Origin of the sequence: Anaeromicrobium sp. (assembly GCF_025210435.1) — a bacterium.
GTDB lineage: Bacteria > Bacillota > Clostridia > Peptostreptococcales > Thermotaleaceae > Anaeromicrobium.
In genome coordinates, this window is record NZ_JAOART010000032.1 from 1 (window position 1) to 21,072 (window position 21,072).

At 29.6% G+C, this 21,072-nt stretch carries 19 protein-coding genes; 2 read left to right on the forward strand and 17 right to left on the reverse strand.

Annotation, left to right across the window (positions count from 1 at the left end; translation table 11 throughout):
* Positions 1-231: 231 nt before the first annotated feature.
* The 8 genes from dnaK to gpr all read right to left on the reverse strand — a co-directional run bounded on the left by dnaK (position 232) and on the right by gpr (position 9,602).
* On the reverse strand, positions 232-2,064 hold the full coding sequence (gene dnaK, locus N4A57_RS03575; protein ID WP_293656198.1) for a molecular chaperone DnaK: 1,833 nt from the start codon (positions 2,062-2,064) through the stop codon (positions 232-234).
* A 41-nt stretch (positions 2,065-2,105) separates the two neighbouring features.
* On the reverse strand, positions 2,106-2,657 hold the full coding sequence (gene grpE / locus N4A57_RS03580; RefSeq protein ID WP_293656199.1) for a nucleotide exchange factor GrpE: 552 nt from the start codon (positions 2,655-2,657) through the stop codon (positions 2,106-2,108).
* A 103-nt stretch (positions 2,658-2,760) separates the two neighbouring features.
* Entirely contained in the window at positions 2,761-3,786 is a 1,026-nt protein-coding gene (hrcA, locus tag N4A57_RS03585; protein WP_293656201.1) for a heat-inducible transcriptional repressor HrcA, read from the reverse strand.
* A gap of 96 nt (positions 3,787-3,882) precedes the next feature.
* Positions 3,883-5,022 carry a radical SAM family heme chaperone HemW gene (hemW, locus tag N4A57_RS03590; RefSeq protein WP_293656203.1) on the reverse strand — a complete coding sequence of 380 codons (1,140 nt, stop codon included), beginning with the start codon at positions 5,020-5,022 and terminating at the stop codon, positions 3,883-3,885.
* A gap of 59 nt (positions 5,023-5,081) precedes the next feature.
* Positions 5,082-6,896, reverse strand: a complete 1,815-nt coding sequence (gene lepA / locus N4A57_RS03595) for a translation elongation factor 4 (RefSeq protein ID WP_293656204.1) — start codon at positions 6,894-6,896, stop codon at positions 5,082-5,084.
* A gap of 141 nt (positions 6,897-7,037) precedes the next feature.
* Positions 7,038-7,298 (reverse strand): hypothetical protein, encoded by a 261-nt coding sequence (locus N4A57_RS03600; RefSeq protein ID WP_293656205.1) that lies wholly within the window; start codon positions 7,296-7,298, stop codon positions 7,038-7,040.
* Between the two features lie 90 nt (positions 7,299-7,388).
* Positions 7,389-8,561 carry a stage II sporulation protein P gene (spoIIP, locus tag N4A57_RS03605; RefSeq protein WP_293656206.1) on the reverse strand — a complete coding sequence of 391 codons (1,173 nt, stop codon included), beginning with the start codon at positions 8,559-8,561 and terminating at the stop codon, positions 7,389-7,391.
* A gap of 72 nt (positions 8,562-8,633) precedes the next feature.
* The gene (gpr, locus tag N4A57_RS03610) at positions 8,634-9,602 is read right to left on the reverse strand and encodes a GPR endopeptidase (RefSeq protein ID WP_330671435.1); all 969 of its coding nucleotides are present in this window, start codon (positions 9,600-9,602) and stop codon (positions 8,634-8,636) included.
* A 193-nt stretch (positions 9,603-9,795) separates the two neighbouring features.
* Here gpr and rpsT point away from each other — a divergent pair, with 193 nt between their 5' ends.
* Entirely contained in the window at positions 9,796-10,059 is a 264-nt protein-coding gene (rpsT, locus tag N4A57_RS03615) for a 30S ribosomal protein S20 (protein ID WP_293656265.1), read from the forward strand.
* Positions 10,060-10,194: 135 nt separating this feature from the next.
* Here the strand turns inward: rpsT and holA are convergent, their stop codons facing one another.
* The 9 genes from holA to N4A57_RS03660 form a co-directional block, all read right to left on the reverse strand.
* Positions 10,195-11,229, reverse strand: coding sequence for a DNA polymerase III subunit delta (gene holA / locus N4A57_RS03620; protein WP_293656208.1), 1,035 nt, complete (start codon positions 11,227-11,229; stop codon positions 10,195-10,197).
* Positions 11,183-13,504 carry a DNA internalization-related competence protein ComEC/Rec2 gene (locus N4A57_RS03625; RefSeq protein WP_293656209.1) on the reverse strand — a complete coding sequence of 774 codons (2,322 nt, stop codon included), beginning with the start codon at positions 13,502-13,504 and terminating at the stop codon, positions 11,183-11,185. Before N4A57_RS03625 ends, holA begins: the two co-directional genes overlap by 47 nt.
* Before the next feature lie 95 nt (positions 13,505-13,599).
* Positions 13,600-14,133: an ECF transporter S component gene (locus tag N4A57_RS03630; protein ID WP_293656210.1), complete on the reverse strand. Its 534-nt coding sequence runs from the start codon at positions 14,131-14,133 to the stop codon at positions 13,600-13,602.
* Between the two features lie 98 nt (positions 14,134-14,231).
* Entirely contained in the window at positions 14,232-16,364 is a 2,133-nt protein-coding gene (locus N4A57_RS03635; RefSeq protein ID WP_293656211.1) for an Eco57I restriction-modification methylase domain-containing protein, read from the reverse strand.
* Positions 16,365-16,643: 279 nt separating this feature from the next.
* On the reverse strand, positions 16,644-17,177 hold the full coding sequence (locus tag N4A57_RS03640) for a hypothetical protein (RefSeq protein ID WP_293656212.1): 534 nt from the start codon (positions 17,175-17,177) through the stop codon (positions 16,644-16,646).
* Between the two features lie 369 nt (positions 17,178-17,546).
* Entirely contained in the window at positions 17,547-17,978 is a 432-nt protein-coding gene (locus tag N4A57_RS03645) for a hypothetical protein (protein WP_293656213.1), read from the reverse strand.
* Positions 17,979-18,068: 90 nt separating this feature from the next.
* Positions 18,069-18,251 carry a DUF4177 domain-containing protein gene (locus tag N4A57_RS03650; protein ID WP_293656214.1) on the reverse strand — a complete coding sequence of 61 codons (183 nt, stop codon included), beginning with the start codon at positions 18,249-18,251 and terminating at the stop codon, positions 18,069-18,071.
* A gap of 39 nt (positions 18,252-18,290) precedes the next feature.
* Complete coding sequence (locus N4A57_RS03655; RefSeq protein WP_293656215.1) at positions 18,291-19,211, reverse strand: hypothetical protein; 921 nt, start codon at positions 19,209-19,211, stop codon at positions 18,291-18,293.
* A gap of 130 nt (positions 19,212-19,341) precedes the next feature.
* The gene (locus tag N4A57_RS03660) at positions 19,342-19,938 is read right to left on the reverse strand and encodes a hypothetical protein (protein WP_293656216.1); all 597 of its coding nucleotides are present in this window, start codon (positions 19,936-19,938) and stop codon (positions 19,342-19,344) included.
* Between the two features lie 173 nt (positions 19,939-20,111).
* Here N4A57_RS03660 and N4A57_RS03665 point away from each other — a divergent pair, with 173 nt between their 5' ends.
* Positions 20,112-20,963, forward strand: a complete 852-nt coding sequence (locus N4A57_RS03665) for a hypothetical protein (RefSeq protein ID WP_293656217.1) — start codon at positions 20,112-20,114, stop codon at positions 20,961-20,963.
* Positions 20,964-21,072: the final 109 nt, after the last annotated feature.

Here is a 21,072-nt window from a genome sequence, read left to right on the forward strand (position 1 = left end):
AAATCTTTGGAACCCTGGAACGTCACAACATCCTATGCTACTCCAACATGACACATGAACCTATATACGAAGATTCACACTTTCGCTTGTGACAAGGACTTGGGTGGAAAAGATTTTCAATATATTTTCCTGAAATAGGCTCACATAAAGCAAGTTTATACGCCAGAAATCTATACTTCTATACAATCTGAAGGCACCCATTTAAGGGTGCCCTAGGTTTAACAATCTAAATTACTTATCTTCATCTACTACTTCGTAGTCTGCATCTACCACATTATCATCTTGTGGATTAGCTCCTGGTTGACCTTCTGCTCCACCTTGAGCTTGAGCTGCTTGCTCATACATTTTTTGTGATATGGCATGGAACTCAGTAGTTAATTCCTCTGTAGCCTTATTGATAGCTTCTATATCATCTCCCTCTAAAGATTTCTTTAGAGTTTCTAAAGCTGCCTCTACTTTAGCTTTTTCCTCGGCACTAATCTTGTCTCCAACTTCTTTTAATGTCTTTTCCGTTTCATAAGCTAATGAATCAGCCTTATTTCTTGACTCTATAGCTTCTTTAATTTTCTTGTCTTCTTCAGCAAATTTTTCTGCATCTCTTACCTTTTGTTCTATTTCTTCATCGCTTAAATTAGTTGATGCTGAAATAGTGATCTTTTGCTCTTTTCCAGTTCCCTTATCCTTTGCACTAACATTAACTATACCATTAGCATCAATATCAAAAGTTACTTCTATTTGAGGAATTCCCCTTGGTGCTGGCATAATTCCATCTAATTGGAATCTTCCTAATGTAGTGTTGTCTCCTGCCATTTGTCTTTCACCTTGTAATACGTGAATATCAACAGATGGTTGATTGTCTGCTGCTGTAGAGAATACTTGGCTCTTCTTTGTAGGAATAGTAGTATTTCTTTCAATAAGCTTAGTAAATACTCCACCTAAAGTTTCAATACCTAAAGATAAAGGAGTTACGTCTAATAGTAATACATCCTTAACTTCTCCCGTTAATACTCCCGCTTGAATAGCAGCTCCAAGTGCAACACACTCGTCTGGATTAACCCCCTTATGTGGGTCCTTTCCAGTAAGTTTTTTAACTTCATCTTGAACTGCTGGAATTCTAGTTGAACCTCCAACTAAAATTACCTTCTCAATATCTGCAGAGCTTAAGTTTCCATCAGCTAAAGCTTTCTTAGTAGGTTCCATAGTATTTTCTACTAAAACTGATGTTAATTGGTTGAATTTAGCTCTTGTTAAATCCATATTTAAATGAAGTGGACCTTCTGCAGTTGCTGTAATAAAAGGTAAATTAATATTAGTACTTTGAGCACTAGATAATTCCTTCTTAGCCTTTTCTGCAGCTTCTTTTAATCTTTGTAAAGACATTTTATCTTTTCTTAAATCTACTCCATGTTCCTTCATGAATGACTCTGCTAAGAAGTTCATTACAGCCTCATCAAAGTCATCTCCACCTAAATGGTTATTTCCATTAGTAGCAAGAACTTCAAATACTCCATCTCCAAGTTCCAATGCCGACACGTCGAATGTTCCACCACCTAGGTCAAATACCATAATCTTGTGATGATCCGTTTCCTTATCTAATCCATAAGCAAGGGACGCTGCCGTTGGCTCATTTATTATTCTCTTTACTTCAAGACCTGCTATTTTACCAGCATCCTTAGTTGCTTGTCTTTGACTATCTGTAAAGTAAGCAGGAACTGTAATAACAGCCTCAGTTACCTTTTCACCTAAGTAACTCTCTGCATCGGCCTTTAACTTTGAAAGAATCATAGCTGATATTTCTTGTGGACTATATTCTTTTCCATCTATTTCAACTTTATAGTCTGTTCCCATATGTCTTTTTATTGACATTATTGTTCTTTCTGGATTTGTTATTGCTTGTCTTTTTGCAGTTTCTCCTACTAATCTTTCTCCATTTTTTGAGAATGCCACTATAGAAGGAGTAGTTCTATTTCCCTCTGCATTAGGAATAACTACTGGTTCTCCACCTTCTAAAACTGCTACACATGAGTTAGTTGTACCTAAATCGATACCTATTACTTTACCCATTTTAAATCTCCTCCTTCAATATATATATAAATTTTAAAATTTTATTTAATAACTTTAACCATACTAGGGCGTATTACTTTTTCATTTAATATGTAACCCTTTTGAAATTCCTCTTGGATAGTATCAGGTTCCACATCATCTGAACTATCTTGCATAACTGCATGATGGTAATTTGGATCAAACTGATTTCCCACTGCCTCTATGGCTTCTAAACCATTTTTTCCAAGAATATCAACAAATTGCTTTAGAATCATATCTATTCCATTGAAAAATGATTCGTCTTTTATTTCATCCTTATGAGAATTAATAGCTCTCTCTAAATTATCTAAAATAGGCAATAGATCAACAATTAACTTTTCATTTGCCAATTTGTATATGTCACTTTTCTCCTTTTCAACTCTTCTCTTAAAGTTTTGAAAATCAGCAGTCATTCTTAGATATTTTGTATTTAATTCTTCATTCTCCTGCTTAATCTTTTCTAACTCATTATTAGTATTTTCTACTTCTTCTATCTTTTCTTCTACAGATTCATCTTTAACCTCTTCAATTATTTCTTCTATTTCCTCTTGATCTTGAGAATTTATATTCTCCATTCCATTCACCTACCTGATTTCTTAATTTAATTAAAATTTTCATGAATAAGACCTAGTCCTAATGAAGGACTAAGCTTATTTTGTTTTTAATCTTAAACAATATTTATTTATTATCTTTCAATATTTTACTTAAGCTGTTAGTTATGCAGGATACTACTGATGTTATATGGTTATAGTCCATTCTAGTTGGCCCTATTACTCCAATTTTCCCTATTATAAGTCCCTTATACTTATAAGTAGCTGTAATTAAACTACATTCCTTCATTTCTTCAAACTCATTTTCTTTACCTATTTTTATGTTAAGTGCTTCCTGTGAATTGAGAAGCAAACTTATCAAGTTGTCTTTTCTTCCTAATAATTTCATGAATTTTTTTGCCTTTTCTATGTCATTATACTCAGGCAAATCAAATATATTTGCAATACCTTCTAAATATAATTCCACATTAATCATATCTTCAATAGTGCTTATTAAAGCTGGCAATATGGATTCCACAATTCGTGTATACCTTAGGGCTTCCTCATAGACCATTTTAATTAGGGAGGGATTTATCTCTCCAATCCTTAAATTCTTTAACTTTGATTCTAAAACATTAGATAATAGTTCTAACTCGCCTACATTATAGGGTTCTTTACTTCTTATGACAGTATTTTTCACTTCTCCTGTCTCAGATACTATAATCAATAATATGCTTCTTGAATCAATAGGTACTAATTTTACACCCTTTAATATACCTTCTCTCAATTGAGGGGATAGGGCCACAGATGTAAGCTTAGTAGTTTTAGAAATAAATTTAGCCGTTTGACTAATTGCCTGTTCCATTTGGCTTATGCTACTTATATACTTTTTTTCTAATTCCCTATTAAGCTTCTTATCAACTTTCAAGTCATTAATCATATTATCCACATATAGCCTATACGCCTTATCTGATGGAATCCTTCCAGCAGATGTATAGGGCTGACTTAAGTATCCTAAATCTTCTAAATCAGACATTTCATTCCTTATAGTAGCAGAACTCACTCCTAGATTATACTTTTTAGCTAGTGTGCGTGAGCCTACAGGCTCTGCCGTTTCTATGAAATCTCTTATTATGGCCTGTAGAATTTTCAGTTTTCTTTCTTCCAGTTCCATAATATCACCCCTAATTGTTAGCACTCTCTATCATTGAGTGCTAAACTATTATGTTTTTAAATTATCATTAATGAAATAATTTGTCAATATGTTTTTTTACTCTATTAAAAATTCCATAAATACTTGATTTGATAGATCAATTCCCTTTGGTGTTAAAAATAGGTATTTCCCCTCTTTTTTTAACAACTTTTCACCTATAAGTTTTTTCATTTGTTTTTCATAAATTTTTTCAATGTCCACCTTATATTTTTCATTTAGTTCATGAATATTTATACCTTTTACCAACCTTAGTCCTAAAAACATACATTCACTTATATGACTCTTCATACTGTTCACTTCTTCTACAATATGGATTTCATTCCCAATATTTAAATTTTTAATATATTCATTCATATCTATAAGATTTGAAGTTCTAGTTTTATTTATGTATGAATGGGCACCTAATCCCACACCAATATATTCATGATTTTTCCAATAAATCATATTATGTACACTTTCATATGTATTTTTTGAAAAATTTGATATTTCATAGTGAATATAATTATTTTTAGTCAATATGTCTTTGGCTAAATAATACATTTTTCTATCTTCTTCTTCCGATGGTAACTTTAATAGGCCTTTATCATACTTCCTTGCAAATATGGTATTATCTTCTATCTTTAAACTATAAGATGATATATGTTCTGGATTTAACTTAACTATATTTTCTAATGTTTCTCTCCACTCCTCTATAGTCTGATTTGGAAGGCCAAACATTAAATCCACATTTATATTTTTAAAGCCCACTTCCCTGGCCAACTTAAAATTTTGTACAAAGTCATCCTTAGTATGAATTCTCCCAATTTCTCTTAGGATATGATCTTGCCAAGCCTGAAATCCCATACTAATCCTATTTATTCCACTTTCTAAGTAAAATTCTAATTTTTCCCTGTCTAGAGTTCCTGGATTTGATTCTATTGTAAATTCTAAATCTTTTTTCATTTTTAAATTAATATTTATATAATCTAATATTTTCTTCATTTGGGTTATTGGAAGTAAGGATGGAGTTCCTCCACCTATGAAAATGGATTTTATTATATACTGAGATAACAACTCTTTTTTCATTTGAAATTCTTTAATCATGGCTTCCACATAGGAACTCCATCTATCTTCCATATTTGAATGAGAATTAAAATCACAATAAAAACATTTACTGTGACAAAAGGGAATATGTATATATAATCCTATTTCTTTCATAATAAACACCTTTCATATGCCTTAATCTTTTTTTAATAAAAATAGCCACCTAAAGGTGACTATTTTGAATCATCATATTTTAATACGGCCATAAATGCATCCTGAGGAACTTCAACATTTCCTAATTGACGCATTCTCTTCTTACCTTCTTTTTGCTTTTCAAGTAACTTTTTCTTTCTACTTATATCTCCACCATAACATTTTGCCAATACGTCTTTTCTCATAGCTTTAATAGTTTCTCTAGCTATTACCTTATTTCCAATAGCCGCTTGAATAGGTATAGCAAACATATGTCTAGGAATTACTTCCTTTAATTTTTCACATACTATTCTTCCCCTAGAGGCAGCTTTAGATTCATGAACAATCATAGAAAATGCATCTACCACTTCTTTGTTAAGTAATATATCCATTTTAACTAGTTCAGATCTTTCATATCCCTTTAACTCGTAATCTAGGGAACCATATCCCCTAGTCTTTGATTTTAATGCATCAAAGAAATCATATATTACCTCATTTAAAGGAAGGTCATAATTAAGAGCTACTCTTCTTTCATCTATATATTCCATATTCTTCATATTTCCACGTCTATCTTGGCAAAGTTCCATTACATTTCCCACATACTCATTAGGAATCATAATCTTTGCATCTACTATGGGCTCTTCCATGAAAGATATCTCTTCCCTTGGAGGTAAATTTGTAGGATTTTGTATCATTAATACTTCCCCATCAGTTTTTGTAACCCTATATATAACACTAGGAGATGTGGTTATTAATCCTAAATTAAATTCTCTTTCTAATCTTTCTTGGATTATTTCCATATGAAGTAATCCTAAGAATCCACATCTAAATCCAAATCCTAATGCATTTGAAGTTTCCGCTTCAAATTCTAAAGATGCATCATTAACTTGAAGTTTCTCAAGGGCATCACGAACGTTTTCATATTTTTCACCCTCTGCCGGATAAATACCACAATAAACCATTGGAATTACCTCTTTGTATCCTGGTAGTGGTTCATCAGTTGGATTATCAGCATGGGTTACAGTGTCTCCAACTTCCACTTCTCCCACATTTTTAACACTAGCAGTTATGTATCCCACATCGCCTGCTCTTAATATATCTGTAGCCATGGCACTTGGTGTAAATACCCCTACTTCCGTCACTTCAAATTTTTTGCCTGTTGCCATCATTAAAATCTTATCTCCACGCTTTACACTGCCTTCTCTTACTCTTGTGTAAGCTACTACACCCTTATAACTATCATAGTAGGAGTCAAATACTAAAGCCTTAAGAGGTGCATCCTCATCTCCACTTGGGCTTGGTACATATTTAACTACTGCTTCTAATACATCTTCTATGTTTAAGCCTTCCTTTGCGGAAATAAGAGGTGCATTACTTGCATCTATACCTATAATGTCTTCCACTTCTTCTTTTATCTCATCTGGTCTTGCACTTGGTAAATCTATTTTATTTATAACAGGAACTATTTCTAGATCTTGTTCTAATGCTAAATATACATTGGCTAATGTTTGTGCCTCTACACCCTGGGCTGCATCTACTACCAATACAGCTCCCTCACAAGCTGCTAAACTTCGTGAAACTTCATAAGTAAAATCCACATGCCCTGGTGTATCTATTAAATTCAATATATATTCTTCACCATCTTTGGCCTTGTAAACCAATCTAGTACTTTGTAACTTTATAGTAATACCACGTTCTCTCTCTAGTTCCATACTATCTAGTATTTGATCTTTCATTTCCCTTTCCGTTAAAAGACCTGTCTTTTCTATTAATCTATCTGCCAAAGTAGATTTTCCGTGGTCAATATGCGCTATAATACTAAAATTTCGTATCTGCTTTTGGCGGTTACTACCCATTAATAGTCCTCCTTTTATTCTTTAAAATCTGTATCATTATATCATAATTTATTGAAATGGTGTAGTTTTACTAACTATTTTAGTATTTATTTTTAAAAGGCAAATAAAATAAAAATAAAAATGAATTTTGAAAATCCATTTTTATTTATGAAAAAAATCATTTTTATTTTGCACATCCCTTATGAAAATATCAATATTATTTTTTATAGATATATATTTATCTTTAACTTTTTTTTCATCTATGTATAATTTTTCACCACATACATGTATTTCATAAAGGGATTTAGTTATCTTACAATATCCAAGTGCCATATTATCATCTATTTTATTTAATTGACGAAATGAATTGTCTACAGAAACTATGCCCACAATCATGGTTATCATAATTAATAATATACTCATACTTTTGAAAAAGTAATAGTTTTTCTTATTTTTTTCCTCTTTTCTGCCCATTATTATCACCACTAGTATTATGTACCTTAATTTAAGATTCTATTCCTTTATATCCTTTATTACTTCATCTAGTATTTTACCAACATAATAAGCTCCTTTAGTAGCCTCTTCTATGTTATTTTGCGTATTACCTATTTCTATTAAAATATAGTGATCTGAATTATATTCATTAAACTTATATGGCTTTTTAATAGTCTTTTTACAAAGTCCTGGGTAAAGTTCATCACTCTTTCCCTTAATATAGTTTGCAAAGGCCATTAAATCTTCATAATTTTCGTTTTTAGTTCCTACTACCATACTAAATTTTGCTACCTTTTTACCCTTTATAGTTATATAGCTATTTTTTCTACTTTCTTCTGAACTTCCCCCTGCGTCCCTATGTATATCAATTATAAAATTGGCTGTAGGATATTTTTTCATGTTGATTTTAAGGGTTGATAATGCCCTTGTGTAAGATTCCCTATAGGAGGGATAGTCGTGAAGGGTTTCATCATGAACCACATTATACCCCTTATCCTTTAAAGAGTTTGTAAGAACTTCCCCAACTTTTCTAACAGTATAATCTCTTTTAAGAGAATGGAAATTTCCTTCATCTACAGGAAGATAAGATTCAGTAGCATGGGTATGATAAATAAATATATTTGGTTTTCCACTTACAATTTTTAATTTTTTATTTGGTTTTTTTGCTGGTGAAGCGACTATCTTCACCTCATCTGTTTCATCTGGTTCTTTTACTTTTTTTCCTTCTTCTTCAGTAGTAGTTTTCTCTTCTGCCAAATTTTCATCCTCATTTTTCATGGTAGGTTCAGATTCTATTTTAGGTTCTACCACCTTTTTATTGTGGTCATTATAATTTTCCATATCCTCATGGCTATTTTCTAAAATATCTCCCTCAACCTTTAAAAAAGCCTTAGGATCCTTATAGTTAATATCTAGTAACTTGTAAAAAACCAATTTAGGAGAGTACTCCTTTTGTACCACTTCCTTTTTGTATGTTACCTCCATAGCAGGTATTCCCTTTAAAAACACAGCCCTTAATATGTCCTTTTTTATATTCTTTTCTTCAACTTGGACTTCATAATTTTTATCCTTACTCAATGCTTCTACTGTTATATCATATACATAAAATTTTATGGACAATACAAACAAGGTTATAGTCAAAATCAGTCCTATCCACTTATATATTTTTTTTAATTCTATAATTTTTATCAATAGGTTCCCCCCTTGCTTGTCTTATGTTTACAAAGAATTATATGCTTTAAAATCATGAAATATTCCTTTAAGCTAATGTAGATATCTATTTACATCTTTAATTTCAATACCGGGATGTAGGCAAATATTTAAAGCATTAGCTATTATTTGTGAAATATTTGTAATTATCATATCTATATCCTTAGTAGTTACTATTACATTAGCATTAAAGGGCTCCATAACTTCTCTTATTAATTCATATTTATCTTCATCTTTCATTCCCTTTAGCAAATTGTAAAAGGAAGAACCCTTAGATGTTTGATTAGCAAGATGATTCACCACTAAACTTATGGTATCATTGGCTAATGTGGCAGCATCTACTACAGTAGGTACTCCTATGGCCAAAACTGGCACACCTAAGGTTTCCTTGCTAAATTCTTTTCTTTTGTTTCCCACACCACCACCAGGACTTATTCCCGTATCTGTTATTTGTATAGTTGTGTGAACCCTTTCCATCTTTCTAGATGCTAGTGCATCTATGACCACTACAAAGTCTGGATTAGTTTTTTCTACTATCCCCTTTATAATTTCCACCGTTTCAATTCCAGTGGTACCCATAACTCCAGGAGATATGGCACTGACAGATCTCATAGTCTCATCATCTTCTTTTTCGTATGCCTCAAAAAAATGTCTAGTCACATATATTTTAGATACTACTTGTGGCCCTAATGCATCTGGAGTTATATCCCAGTTCCCTAATCCCACAATTAGGGTTTTAAAATTGTTTTTTTTAGGAACAAAGGCCTTTAACTCTTTCGCTAAAAGTTTACTCATATTGTCTTTTAAATCTGCATCTGCCTTTTTTAATTGGGGTGCTTCTATGGTAATATACATTCCCTCTGGTTTTCCCATCAACTTACTACCTTCTCCATTAAAAACTTTCACATAGGTAGTTGTGGCCATATCCTCTTTACGTTGGTCTACAGACACTCCTGGGATTTCGCCACGATTTTCCTCTTGACACATTTCTTGTGCTTCTAAAGCCAAATCTGTTCTTATCATATACACATACCTCCTATCTTTATATAGTTTTCACCTTTTTATGAAATTTATGTAATTAAAATAAGTAAATATAAGTGTGAATAATTTTTTTGTATATTGGAAATAAAATAAATATTAGTTTTACCTTGCAATTTGAAAACAATCATGATAAAATTACTTTTGTTGAATTGAATGATACAAGGGGGTGAACCGATTGGCAAATATAAAATCAGCAAAGAAAAGAATTAAAGTTATCGAAGTTAAGACAGCTAGAAACAGAATGGTTAAATCTGCTGTTAAAACTGCTATAAGAAGATTTAATGAAGCTTTAACTGCTGGAAACATGGAAGAAGCTAAGGCAAAGTTCTCTTTTGCAGAAAAGAAAATCATGCAAGCAGCTTCTAAAGGAATATTCCACAAGAATAATGCTTCAAGAAAAGTTGCTAAATTAGCTAAGCAGTTAAATGCAGCTATGTAATTTATACATTATCGTTTCAACCCGTCATAAATTCCCCATGGAAACAAGCGTACATAGTACGCTTTTTTACTTTGTAAATAAAAATACAGGATATGATATCCTGTATTTTTATTTACAAATATTATTTTTATCCATCTATGATCTACTACCTACTATAAAAATTTCTACTGCTAGCTTAGGTTCCATTTTTCCACTCTTTATAGCCTTATCCGTATTAGCTAATTCATCTAAAATTTCTTTTAACCTTTTTAGGGTAAATTCTTTTGATTGCTTAACATACTTACTTACCACAAAGGATTGTATTCCAAGCTTAGGTCCTATGGCCATATTAGTATATCCCTTATTTAACATTAACTTAACTTGATATATATATCTAAATTGTCTAATTATCATGTGAGTTATTCGTACTATAGGTTCTCCTTGCAATACCATATCATTTAGTATACTCAATGCTTCTTTAATTTTACCAGTCCCTAAGCAATCTACTAATATAAATATATTATTTTCTAAAGTCTTTGGAGATAAGGCTTCTATATCTTTCCTATTAACAACTTGATTTGTGCCTATATATCCCACAATTTTATTTATTTCATTTTCCACATCCCTTAGAGTCTTAGGAGAATTTTTCTCCTCATATCCAATTCCTTCTAAAAGCATACGAATATTTTTTAATTCTATTTTTTTCCCCTTTTCTTTAAAATGCTTTTCCACCCATTTGTAAAGATCAGATCCTACTAACTTATTAAATTCACCTATTTCACCATATTTTTTTATTTCCTTAAATATTTTTTTTCTTTTGTCTACCCCTTCCATTGAAGTAAATACTAGATATGTAGTACTTGGAATATTGCTAAAATACTTTATAATTCTTTTTTCTTCTTCTTCACTAATGCTTTTTCTTTTCCCAAGAAATAATTCCATATTTTTTACTATTACCAATCGACAATCTCCCATAAATGGTAATGTCTCACAAGCATTAATAATATTATCTACTGTAGCTTGTTCCCCTTCTAAGGATTGGTAGTTTAACGCCTCAAAATCATCTATTATAAGATCCTTTTTTATTATCTTAACAATATTATCTATTATATAATTTTCTGTTCCATAAAATAAGTTTACATTTTTAAGTTCTTTCTTTTTTATCTTTTTTATTATTTCCTTGTAATCCATTACTCCTATCTCCCATTGTTCTTATATTTATGTGATCTTCATTTACTTTTATTATTATTGCTCCATATTTATCTGTCCTAAAAATTTCATATCCATCCTTATCATACCTATCTATTACTTCCTTACTTGGATGTCCATAAAAATTTTTTCCAACTTGAATGATGGCTATTTTACCATCCACTTTATTTAAGAAGTTCCTGGTGCTAGATGTATTGCTACCATGATGTGGTACTTTAATTAAATCAGCCTTTATATTTTCATTACTTTTTAATATGTTTTCTTCTGCCCTTGACTCTATGTCTCCTGTGAATAGGCATTTAAAATTATTATAATCCATAATAAAACTAAGAGAATTATCATTTTCATCATCTTCATTGTATAAAGTATTCCCCTTTGGATTAATACATTGGATAGATAAATCTTCTTCCACTGTAATCCTTTCACCCCTTGACATGCTAAAAATTTCAGCCCCATGCCTATTACAATGGTAAATGAGTTCATTAAACTCTTTTACTTCATTGGCATATACTCCATATATTAGGTTATTCACTTTCATCTTGTCAGCCACCCTCACTAGTCCACCAATGTGATCCTCATGGCTATGGGATAGGATCATAATATCTATCTTTTTTATTCTATTTTTTAATAAAAGATATAATAATTTTTTATCATTTTCATCTACAGGTCCACCATCTATTAATATGTTTTTCTTATGAGGAGTAGTTATCAATATACAATCTCCCTGGCCAACATGGAAAAATGTCATTGTAAATGGTTTTTTCCCTAAGTCATCTACCACATTGGTTATAAAAAATATTCCTATTATTATAATACACATACTTTTTTTCCCTATTTTTATGGGCCAAATTTCATAAACTATAATGAATAATATGACATAATAGGTTATTATAAAAATTTCACTTGGAGATGCTAAAAGAAAACTACTATAGGGCATTTTCATAAACACCTTTACCAAATTTATTATTATTCTACTTCCCCATAATATTAAAACACCTAATAGGCCGCTAGCCTTTGGAATTACTAAGTATAAACATAGATTCAACAATATAATAGGCATTAAAATAGATAATATCCATATTCCTATTATATTCACTATGACTGAATAGATGGATATCTCATTGTAATTATATAATATAATTGGTAATATTCCCAGTTGGGCACTTAAAGTTACACTTATGATTTTCCTAATAGTTTCATTAAAAAAGTATAATAACCTTTCTAGCTTACCATGTAGAAGTACAATCCATATAACAGTAAAAAATGATAGTAAAAATCCGCTATTATACAGTACATAGGGATTTATTAAGATAAATAAAAAACCTATGAAGGATAAGGCACACAATGAATCATAGGGTCTTTCCATTTCATTAGAGATATCTAATATAAGCAACATACATACGGCCCTTATGATGGATATGGAATATGCTGTTACAATTATATACATGAGAAATATCATAGCACCTAAGAATCTTTGTATAAACTTTTTTTTAAAAGTAACCCTATAAACAAATATATATATTATTCCCACATGTAACCCAGAAATTGCTAATATATGACTTATTCCCAGACTTTTAAAGTTATCATATATTTCTTCATTTAGCAAACTTTTATCTCCTGTTATTAGACCATAGCATAGATTTCCTTCTAATGGTGGTAGGGTATTTTCAAAAAATTTGTATACATAATTTTTAGTTTTATAAGCCCCATATAATAATAGATTCACTTCCTTAGTAACTTTCATAGAACTAGCATATACTATAGAATTTATTCCTTTGCTCTTTAAATAGGTTCTATAGTCAAATTCCTTAGGGTTATTTCTTCTAGGGCTCTTTAGCACATTACCTTCTACTATAATCCTTTTTCCCAATGTATTTATGATTTTTTTCTCTTTTAACTTTACTAATATTTTTTCCCTGATAAAATATTTTTTGTTTTCATGTATAACATACTCACTCTTTAATATGAACTTATTATCATATGTATGTTGTTGTACTACTAATCCCTTTATTTTTATTTTATCATTCTCAAAACTACTTAATTCTCCCTCATAATGTTTCTGTCCTATATAATTGAAATTGCCTAATGAAAAAATAATCAATCCTAATGCTATGTATTTCTTCTTTTTTTTCAAAATAATAGGTAAACCTAATATTAATATGGATAATAGAATCTTTTCATTAATTATTTCTATGTATTCTCCAGAATATATTCCAAAGGCATATACTAAAAAAATAAACAACATGGGTCTTCTCATCCTAAAACTCCTCAATGATTTTAATGTGACTTAGTATATTATTACCTTTTTTTCCAATAAAAATAAAGCCAATAAAAAATCGGCTTTATAATCTGTTAAAACTCCTTTGCATACCTTTGTATTACTTTACTTCTTTCAAGACCTACTAGAAGTGGTAAGGCCACAACAGCTCCACCTATAACTTGAGTAATATTTCCTACAACTCCCAATAGGGCCGTTTCAAACTTATATAAGAAGGTTTCATAAATTAAATATCCACCTACCATTAAGGCTCCACCTGCTAAAGCCCCTACTAAAAATCCTATGATTTTCTTGACCGTAGAATCTCCATCTTTTACAATTTTATAATATATAATTCCTACTAGGAAGGCATCTAAACCCTTTATGGCAAAAGTGGCTGGTGCATACACCATATATCCAGATAAGACATCTGCTAAAAAAGATCCTATGGCTGCTGCCAATGCTCCATATACTGGGCCTAAAAATATGCCACATAAATAAACCATACTATCTCCAATATGAATATAACCCTTAGTAGGAGTTGGAATTTGTATAAGCATAGTTCCCACTAAAACTAATGCTGCCATAACTCCTCCTAAAGTAAGTTTTCTTGAAGTAAAACCCTTCATAATTGTATCGCTCCTTTTGTCAAATTGTATCGTTATTAATTCTTGTTTTAATTATATCATCCAATTGTATCTATGTAAAGGAAAAGATTTCATATATCTTAGACAATTGAAGCGATACAATTTTCATTGTATACCCTTTCAACCCTTCTTATTTCATCATCGTTTAATCCATACATTTCATATATTCTTTCATCTATAAACCTTTGATACTCTTCCTCTGATCCTCCTTGTATAATCTTCCCCACAAGATTACTTATTTCCTCATGGCCTCTCCAGCTTGTTTTAATGGGTACATTTTTAAGGGGAGTGGAATATAGTTCTAAATACTGGCCCTTTCGCTTTCCTAAGTAATATAACCAATAATATATTAACTTAGAATTTAATTGACCTAATATGAATTTCCAATTTATAAGGGAAGATTTTTTAGTAATATAATATACATCTGCACTAGCATACCAGGGTAATCCTTCAAAGGCAAAGGTATTTTTTTTTGCCCTTTGAGGCACTAATATTTTCTCATGTAAAAACAAGTCTTCCCTCCTTGGCCATTGTATAGAGTACCAAGGTTTTGTACCATTTATAACTTCACGTCTTTTCTCAAGGGCTATTTTAAATCTACATAAATGCTTTTTAACTTCCTTATCATAAAATCTATCATCCTCTAAATAACCATTAAAATAGAAAATATATTTACCACTTTCTCCTTTTGTAACATATCTGCCTATATTACTATTTTTATATAACTTTTTTATATGTATATTTTTTTCTAGTCCTAGCTTTTTCATTTCTTCTTTTGTAATGACAAATACCCCTTCTCCTAATTTAATATTTTTACTCACAATTTCTTCCTTTGTAAATTTATTGTTCAACACTCCCTTAGTTACTTTATCTAGTCCTGTTACAATACCTTGATTTATGTTAAATTTTTCTCCTAAATTACAATCCTTATTTTTTTCTAATTTATCCAATATACTATCTCCTGCCACATGACCTTGTATGAATATATGATTATTTTCCCCATACAATTTACCTTGGTTTTCTAGTATAAATTCTTCTGTATATTTATTGTTTCCTTTTCTCTTTAGATATTTTACTATATCTATATTTTTATCTCTAATACATGTTAATTTGATTTTTTCTTTACTCCTACCTCTTTTCATGAAGTATATTAAATTATGTTGTCCCTTTGCATTTTTGAAAATTTCATAATCATTTAAGTTTAATATATGAAAAAAAGACACATTTTCTTTTAAAAAACTTCTCAACTTCATGGCTCCATCTGCTGTTGAAAAGTAACTTGTAGTTATAAAAGTAAGTATTCCATCTTTATTAAGCATATGAATTCCCTTATATATGAAATAATAAAAGTAATCCATTTTAGACTCATAAAACTCCCTTCCAAAGGAAGTTTCCCTTATCCTTCTAAATATATCTTTATTTCCCTTTTCTCCTAAATAAGGAGGATTTCCTATAACTATATGAAACCCTCCTTCTTCTAATATTTTTTTAATTTTAGGCCTATTATAGGTTTCTTCTATTAAACTATTACCCCTTATTATATTTTCTTTTATATTCAATTCTTCCCCTGTCCAACCTAAGGAAGTTAAACACATTCTACATACTAAAACAGGATCCCTTTGAATATCTATTCCATATATATTTTCTTCTAATATATAGGCCTTCACCCCTGGGTCTATTTTCATATTTAAAGCTTTATATAAAATAACCTTATACTTATATATACTTTTATATGCTTCTATTAAAAATAAACCTGTTCCACAGGCCACATCTATTATTTTTATATTATCTAAGCTACTCAGTATACTTTTTAACACAGTCTCGTCTACCAAATTTGTTTCTTTCTTTTCTAGTATTTTTTCTACAACATTTATATCTAATTTAATATTCAAACTTACATATTTTATTAAAGATTCTCTTATCATATACTTTAAAATATACTCTGGTGTATAAAAACTACCTGTCTTATGTTTATTAAATAAAGAAATATAATTTTCATACAACCTACTAAAGGATGTTATTTCCATATTTAATACTTCATCCTTTAAAAGCATTTCTTTCTCTTTTATATTTGGTTCTATATTAACAAGTGCTCCCTTTCCATATTTCTTTATAAATATTTTAAAAAACACATCCATTACAGATATATTTCCATAAAAATTATTATTCACTTCCATAAGTTCTTCTATTAATTCTTCTACCCTATTTCCCATTTTATCCCCCTGTTTTAGATTATAAATCTAATATTCTATAGATTTCGTAACACTAAGCTTTCTTTATGTAGTAACTTGCCTACAAGGGAAAATATATTGAAAATTTTTGAAATTGTGGAACGTCACAACATCCTATGCTAATTCAACATGAGTTATGAACCTAGTTTTTAAATTCACACTTTCGATTGTTACAGGGACTTCAATGGAAAAAATTTTCAATATATTTTCCTGAAGTAGGCTCACATAAAACCAATATTCCCCAAGAAAATTAATTATGAATTATTTTGTCTCATATATTATTTTCCCATCCATATGAATATATGATATACCGTATTTTTCGAAAATATCTATTAAATTCTTATTACGACTTTCACCCACTAAAAAGTAATTTTCCATATAAACCCTAATTTTATCCCTTTCCCCTTCTTTATGGCCATAATCTATTAATTCTTTTCCCTTTTCTATTTCCCTTATAAATAATTCGTAATTTTTCCTAGTATACCTATTAGAACTTTCCCCATATGCCCTTTGTAGAATTCTTTTAATTTCAATTGAATATATTTCATTATCCTTTCCCTTTTTCATACTATCTTCCATAAAACTATCCATAAGATTGTAAAATTCCTTTTCAATAGGCTGCATCTTCTTTAAGTATAAAAATATCTCTTTTCTGGCAAAGTAATTAAAACCCATATCCTTTAATGTACCCGCACACACCAATATGCTTAAGGTAACAATAAGCAGTAGAACTGTTCTTTTATTTACACCTATTATGTTTTTTATTCTTTCTTTTTTCCCCTCAAATTCACCCATAATTATCCACCTTATCCTATAGTCTGCTAGAAAGTAAAAAAATTCAGATTAGTCTGCACATTAATATTTTCTACAAAAAAAACCTTTCCCCTTTTTTAAGGCATATAATTTTCGTAACACTAAGTTTTCTTTATACAGTAACTTGCCTATAAGGGAAACGATTGAAAATCTTTGGAACCCTGGAACGTCACAACATCCTATGCTACTTGAACATGACACATGAACCTATATACGAAGATTCACACTTTCGCTTGTGACAAGGACTTGGGTGGAAAAGATTTTCAATAGTTTCCTGAAATAGGCACACACAAAGCTGGTTTATAAATACGAAATCTATAAAAAAAAGATACAGTTTAACTAAACTGTACCTTAATTATTGCTTAAATACATGCCATCTCCAACCTTTTTTACTCCATCCATTTTTAATATAATCTTTTCTACTATTAAATCCATGTCCCTGTAGTTAGTAGGAATTCCCTTTTTCTTTAGATATTTCATAATAGTAATTAACCTGATAGGATAATCACATGGATTTTTGAAGTATGGATGTTTTTTAATATACTCAAGAATTTTATCCTCGTCTATATCAAACATGCTTATAACATTTTCATGTGTAGCTTTACCTTCTAATTCACTTATTATATAATCTACTTCCCTTGTAGATTTACCATATTTCATGAGAAGATCCTTGAGTTCCTTTAAGAACTTTAAATTTTGAGATTTCTCTTCATTCGGACTCTTCATTTCCAGGTAAATGTCATCACTACACGAGTCTACCAGGTCTGATAATGAAATTTCCATACTTTTTTTTTTGCCCCCTTTAAAGTCAAAAACGAATTTTTATTAATAATTTTATACCTATTATTCTCATCTGTCAATTTCATTTTTCATTCATTCCTTTTCTTTCATTAACATACAACAGATAGTTCTACCATTGACTGTAGGAACAGAACTGACTAATTGCCATCCATCTTCACCTAATTCATTTAATTTATCCTCATCATCTTTGCTTAATACTAAATTAGTTACGCCCTTTGATTTTAAGTTTATTATTTTATACTCCCACTTTTTCAAAATTCAATCCCCCCTATGTAATAGTATATTTATCTACTTTTATATTAAATCTTCAAATTTTACAATTTCATCCTTATAATGATGTACAGATTTGCCCAAAGTAGATTGAATTATTTTTTTCACTTCATCTCTCATTACTTGAGAATTGCACTCTACTTCCAATTTATTACTTTCAATAAGTATTTTAGCTAATACTTCATTCTCTTCCATTAAATTATATGAAACTTCCTCTTCATCACAAAAATCAATAACAAATTTTTCACTTTTATCTATTTCATCCATTAGTTTCTTCCTATCTTGAAACAAATATACACTTTGCCATACATCGTAATCTTCACTTTTTTCCATTTCCTTTTCTAGTACATCTTCCACAATTGACACATGCTTATACAATACCATGGGATGATTTCTTAAAAAGTCTACCATGTCTGAAAATTCCCTTTTGCTTTTGTATTCGTCATAATAGGTTTTAATATTTTTTTCAATAACTGTTTTAAACATACTTGGTATATAAATCGTATCTGAACAAGGGATTTTTTCACCCTCTAGGTCCATTATCCTTACAAATATCAAATCCCTTACCTTAAATTCTTCTTCATCTATATTAATTGATATTTCCTCATTAGTAAATATATCTTTAAAAGTTCCCACTTTCTCCTTTAAACTAACTAATTCATATATACTTAAGTATGAATTTAACTTACTTTCTAAATATCCTATCTCTTTTTCATTTAAACTTTTATGATTTTCTAAAAATTCTTCTATGAAATTCTTTTTATTATCTAATTTATAATTATGTAAAATCCAATCTGTAAAATTCATGATAAAGCTATCACTTACGTTATTTTTACTAATTTCTTCGTAAAATAATTTCTTTGACTTTTCCATATGCTCTTTATATTTTTCTTCAGATATAAATTTAAATAATTTTTCTTCAACTCTATCTTTTATATTATTCATAATTATTTCTCTCCTTTTATTAACCTGTTCCTTCTAAATATATAACAGATTATAATATTTTACAATGAACTTATTTAATAATTATGGGACCATCCTATGGGTCCCATAATCAATAACCTATTTTCTTACTTTATAATATTCTTTCATTTTCTTCTAATCTAAGTAAATAGAAAAATGCTGGAGCCCTTTTATAAAATTTCTCTAAATTCAATTCTTCCCTTTTTTCTAGTGAATATATTTTTCTAAAAATGCTACATATATCCTTTTCTTTCAAATTAGAAAAATCAACCTCTGAAAATTTTTTATACAATAGACTAGCCAATTCATCATCTACCTTAAATAAATCATATTCACTACTTTTAAATATATTTCGTATTTTGTTATTCTTATCTTCTTGTAGATCCATTATGGCCACATTATAGAGTAAACTAAACCTTTCAGATATATTCTTTACAAACTCTTTCCATTTACCAAAACCATTTTTATTCATTTTTACATAAGTTAATTTATTATCCTCTAGATATCTTAACATAATTATTTTGGCACAATAATTATAACAGGACTTATATAAAAATAATCTACTCCACTTTTCTTCTTCTATATTTAGATTCAATCTACTATCTATTCTAATTTTTTTTATCATTCCTCTATTTTCGTATTCATATTTAGTTATGAATAAATCTATAAACTCTTTTATTCCTTCATATATTTTTTCCACTAAGTTCATGTAAAAACTCCTCCTCATAAGAATACCTCTTAATTTATTTTATTCAGCATGTCTAAATTTGTGTTTTTCTCAATGATTAGTACATATAATTTATGAGAGGTGATTTTATGTTATATCGCATATTTATTTTTCTAATAATAATATGTTTTTCATTTTTTTTAATAGGTTTGTACATGATACCTACTTCTAACCCTTATATTTCCACTTTCAAATCTTATATTGTAGATGATTTAAAAATCTCTATGGATACGGTAGATAATTATAATTCAAATGATATTAATATGAAAAATGACAGTAGAAAAAAGATCATAAACACGACCCTAAAAAATTTAAACTACTCAAAATGGCTTCCCTATGAAGAATACATAGAATTAAAATTATATGAGAACAAGGTTGTTCCAAATAACTCAAATCTAATAGTAGTTTTAAATCTATCTAAAGATGTAAGTGTTATGGCTATTTACAATAAAGTTAATGGTGAATATGTTTATATGTACAGTATTGAGGATATACTCCCTGTAAAAGGTCTAGAATTCAGACCATACCCCCATAGGGATTATAATCTAATTATTAGTCATCAAAAACTTGATGAACGCCTAGGCGCCTTTTACTATGATGAATTTTTAGAACTTTGGGGATTTAATGATGGTAGTTTCAAAGAATTGTTTAGAAAAACCACCTATTCAGAGGAAATATACAATTTAAATTGGGTAGATCCAGATGAACCTAAGAATAAATGGAAAAAAAATATTAAAGTTAGTTTTGTAGATTTCCCTTCTGACAAAAGTATCACAACTAGAACTACTATAGAATCTTATCTGGCCCTTAGTGATGTATTTCCCTCTTCAGACAAATTTGAATTTTTAGGAAAAAGTTCCTCAACAGAAAATTATATTTGGGATGAAAACTCAAATAAATATATATCAACTGACAAAAAAACATCTACTCTCCTTTTACCAGTAGATTTTTTTGGTGAATTTTCATCAATAAATGACGAAAATTATAAAATAGTTAATACTAATTAACAGGATATTCTATTTTATTATAGAATTCATAATTATTCGAGAAAAATTATAGATTAGGGTTACAAGGTGAACATTTAAAACTTTTAACTCTAATCTAATAAACTTTCAA

Bases quoted from the DNA above. Each gene is read 5' to 3' on its own strand.
- N4A57_RS03645 (WP_293656213.1), bottom strand. From the start codon at position 17,978: ATGGAAATTTCATTATCAGACCTGGTAGACTCGTGTAGTGATGACATT.
- N4A57_RS03630 (WP_293656210.1), bottom strand. From the start codon at position 14,133: ATGAAGGGTTTTACTTCAAGAAAACTTACTTTAGGAGGAGTTATGGCA.
- N4A57_RS03655 (WP_293656215.1), bottom strand. From the start codon at position 19,211: ATGAATAATATAAAAGATAGAGTTGAAGAAAAATTATTTAAATTTATA.
- N4A57_RS03600 (WP_293656205.1), bottom strand. From the start codon at position 7,298: ATGAGTATATTATTAATTATGATAACCATGATTGTGGGCATAGTTTCT.
- dnaK (WP_293656198.1), bottom strand. From the start codon at position 2,064: ATGGGTAAAGTAATAGGTATCGATTTAGGTACAACTAACTCATGTGTA.
- grpE (WP_293656199.1), bottom strand. From the start codon at position 2,657: ATGGAGAATATAAATTCTCAAGATCAAGAGGAAATAGAAGAAATAATT.
- N4A57_RS03640 (WP_293656212.1), bottom strand. From the start codon at position 17,177: ATGGGTGAATTTGAGGGGAAAAAAGAAAGAATAAAAAACATAATAGGT.
- N4A57_RS03660 (WP_293656216.1), bottom strand. From the start codon at position 19,938: ATGAACTTAGTGGAAAAAATATATGAAGGAATAAAAGAGTTTATAGAT.
- N4A57_RS03665 (WP_293656217.1), top strand. From the start codon at position 20,112: ATGATACCTACTTCTAACCCTTATATTTCCACTTTCAAATCTTATATT.
- N4A57_RS03635 (WP_293656211.1), bottom strand. From the start codon at position 16,364: ATGGGAAATAGGGTAGAAGAATTAATAGAAGAACTTATGGAAGTGAAT.
- holA (WP_293656208.1), bottom strand. From the start codon at position 11,229: ATGGATTACAAGGAAATAATAAAAAAGATAAAAAAGAAAGAACTTAAA.
- hemW (WP_293656203.1), bottom strand. From the start codon at position 5,022: ATGAAAGAAATAGGATTATATATACATATTCCCTTTTGTCACAGTAAA.
- lepA (WP_293656204.1), bottom strand. From the start codon at position 6,896: ATGGGTAGTAACCGCCAAAAGCAGATACGAAATTTTAGTATTATAGCG.
- gpr (WP_330671435.1), bottom strand. From the start codon at position 9,602: ATGATAAGAACAGATTTGGCTTTAGAAGCACAAGAAATGTGTCAAGAG.
- N4A57_RS03625 (WP_293656209.1), bottom strand. From the start codon at position 13,504: ATGAGAAGACCCATGTTGTTTATTTTTTTAGTATATGCCTTTGGAATA.
- hrcA (WP_293656201.1), bottom strand. From the start codon at position 3,786: ATGGAACTGGAAGAAAGAAAACTGAAAATTCTACAGGCCATAATAAGA.